Source organism: Tissierellales bacterium (assembly GCA_025210965.1).
Classification (GTDB): domain Bacteria; phylum Bacillota; class Clostridia; order Tissierellales; family JAOAQY01; genus JAOAQY01.
The window spans coordinates 1-3,114 of the sequence record JAOAQY010000141.1 but is presented as its reverse complement, the minus strand read 5'-3'; the positions used below and the strand labels follow the sequence as shown (position 1 = coordinate 3,114).

The following is a 3,114-nucleotide window of genomic DNA, read 5'->3' as shown; positions in this document are numbered from 1 at the left end:
AACTGTTGATAAGTTTCTCGAGTTTTCTGAAACTTATCAACAGTTTTACTATTTTAATTCACATTTTGTCTGTTTTTGTGCACCACATTTAAAAAGTGGTGCTTTATCATTATAGCAAGTTTTCGTTTAAATTTCAACGTTTAATCGCATCTTTTCTATCCTTGTGAACAAATTTCTATAATCTAGCTATAAAAATCTATCTGAAATCAATTCCGTCTTTCTACTTCTATATCCCCTATGTCTTTCAGTATATCATACCAAATATATTCATCATAATCCGAATAATTTTCAATAAGAATGTACTCTTGCATTATTTTGTCACATTCAATCATAAACGACCTAATTTCAACAAATAATGATAAATCAATTTCATCAATATTAGTATATTCAAGCCCATCATTTATAGATTTGGTTCTATAATGCGACAGTGAATCTGTATACTCTGGAAAATGATGTTTATCAAAATCGTAGTCATATCTCTTAATCAAATGACCTACACTAGCTAACTTACCAAACCCACTCATGAATTTGCCAACATTCTTTTTAATGATTTCCATCGATTGTTCTGATACCTTCTCATTTTTTATAGCATCATCAAGAGGTGATATAGAATTTTTAGACCCAATAGTTATATCATATAGCGCAGGAGCAATGTATGATGAAAGTATTTTTTGTTGTCTTTTATTAGAGTTATACAAATTGATGTTTAGAACAATGCTTAGTACTAAAATAATACTTAAAATGCTCGTACTTTTAGTGAATTTCATAAAACCTACCTTTCTAAAACTGGTAAACACTAGCTTGTCTTTATCTTAGTCATCTCACTTGTTTTTATTACTCAATTTAATTAATTAGCTTTATAATCAAAAGTAATTTCTTTTACAGTATCTCCACCAAAATGATATGGAGACTCTGAATTATATAAATCATAGTTCCAAATGACCTTAAAGTCTTTTCTATCTCCAGAATCATATCTATCATAATCACCAACCAAAAAGTTAACTGCGACAGAGTGCCCAACGTCTCTCAAAACAACATTATCTTCAAAAGACACTTTAGCAGCTGGAATTTCATCTTCTTCATCAATTTTTGAATAAAACTTATCATATTCGACGTCTTTATCTGGCTCAAATGTAGCATTTAATGTAATTCCTGTATGCGGTATCGTATAACACCAACTAAGGCTAAAATCTATCTTGCCTGATTCATGATGGCAACTATCCCATTCAATTTTTTCTATATAGTGACCGTCCTCTTCAGTAGATCCAATTACATCAATAGATGAGTTAACCCCAATTGAAGTACATGTATCATCACTCTTAACTGAAGGTATGTCATTTGACCAAGTTTCTTCATTATACACAGATAACTTGGTTAAAAATGTGCTTTCACCAATTAATTTGCTTGGTCCTGAAACGGTATACTTAACAACAAAATCTTCATAAATTTTCCCACCTCCCACAGAGTATGTACATCTAAAGTATTGCTTCTTAGAAATTTTATCTCTTTCTGCACTTCTGCTTTGAGGGTATTTAATTTCTTCTGCTGATATAGGTTTTAAAATCTTCCCATACCAAAACTCATTTTTATGTTCCGCTACTCTTAATATGCTTAAATTTTTAAATATTTTATCAACAATAGGTTGATCTAAACAACTAGCAGATTCAATTGCTGTAAAATTTCTAGTTTTTTTCTCAAGAAGATATAATTTTAAAACCGTGCTATTAGTATTTTTTACATTCGGATTTAAAGTTATACTATCTTTAGGATTTTTATCTATACCCATAAATACTACATCAAAATTATTGGATTCATCTTTAGCTTCAATCACCACGAGGTTATTATTCTTTTCAGATTTTGCTAAAGTACCGCTTATATTAAAATCTATTGCTTTTTTTGCAAATAACACTCCAGATAAATGAATCTTATTTGCATCAAAATAAATTTTATTTATTTTATACTGAGATTTATTTTGTGAAAAATAAGATCCAGATTTAGAAGTTCTAATTTCTAAATCGCGACCATAATCATCTAAATCTCTAAAATAAAGCGCACTTTCATTTTGAGGAAAACTTCTGTTATTACCTGACTTAATTGCACTTACAGAACCAACATCACATAAAATTATAGCAATACAAAAAACATTAATAAAAAAAAATTTGAAGAAACTTGACATTTTCAAAAAAACCATCCTTTCTAAACTTATAATTTCTAATTAGTTAGAGTGCACTTCTATGAGCATTATATCATCAATTAATAAACAAAACGCTATATTATCGCATTTGGTAGCTTTAAATCCACAAACCGCACTTGACAACCGTCAAAAAAACCTTTTAACGAAAAATTTCTACTCTTTAAGACAATTTTATTAGCTTTTCATATGGAGAAATTCAAGAATCTAATACGATTTCTGACTCTAAAGATAGCCAAATTATTTCATTCTCGAATAAAGATTTGGATAAAATTGTACGACTAAATCTAAACCTAGATGATTCTGAGCCTATTTATTCTGATAAACTTGATACGCTATTGTACTTGAATTATGTATCACCTGCATCTTCTTCTATTGATTCTGTAATTGCTGAGGATTTGAACTGGGAATCTATCAGTTCTATAGAAGAAATAGATAAAATTAAAAATCTAGTTGCAATAAGTCTTCCAGATAGTAGTATTAAAGATTTAAGTCCTCTAAAGAATTTAAGTAGTCTAATGGCTCTTAATTTAAGTGGCAACAAACTAGTTGATATATCTGATTTGAAGGATATTACTTCTCTCCAAATTTTAATTTTAAATAATAACAAATTGAATGATTCAATCATCCAACCGCTTAAATCTATGTCTCAACTATATTATCTAGATTTAAGAAATAACAATGACATATCTGACTACAAATCTATAACTGATTTAGACATAGATAATTTATTTATAAAATCAAAATAAAAATATTCAGACTTTTCTACGCAAAAACAAAAAAACTGTTGATAAGTTTCTCGAGTTTTCTGAAACTTATCAACAGTTTTACTATTTTAATTCACATTTTGTCTGTTTTTGTGCACCACATTTAAAAAGTGGTGCTTTATCATTATAGCAAGTTTTCGTTTAAATTTCAACGTT

The 3,114-nt window shown here is 28.5% G+C and carries 3 protein-coding genes; 1 reads left to right on the top strand and 2 read right to left on the bottom strand.

The features are described from left to right. Window positions 1-206: 206 nt before the first annotated feature. Complete coding sequence (locus N4A40_09990; GenBank protein ID MCT4662179.1) at window positions 207-767, bottom strand: hypothetical protein; 561 nt, start codon at window positions 765-767, stop codon at window positions 207-209. An 80-nt stretch (window positions 768-847) separates the two neighbouring features. Further along, window positions 848-2,182: a hypothetical protein gene (locus tag N4A40_09985; protein ID MCT4662178.1), complete on the bottom strand. Its 1,335-nt coding sequence runs from the start codon at window positions 2,180-2,182 to the stop codon at window positions 848-850. A gap of 272 nt (window positions 2,183-2,454) precedes the next feature. Between N4A40_09985 and N4A40_09980 the strand changes: the two genes are divergently transcribed. Beyond that, window positions 2,455-2,940, top strand: coding sequence for a hypothetical protein (locus N4A40_09980; protein MCT4662177.1), 486 nt, complete (start codon window positions 2,455-2,457; stop codon window positions 2,938-2,940). The last annotated feature ends 174 nt before the right edge of the window (window positions 2,941-3,114 follow it).

Excerpts from the sequence above, each read along its gene's own strand:
- N4A40_09990 (MCT4662179.1), bottom strand. The coding sequence starts at position 767 with ATGAAATTCACTAAAAGTACGAGCATTTTAAGTATTATTTTAGTACTA.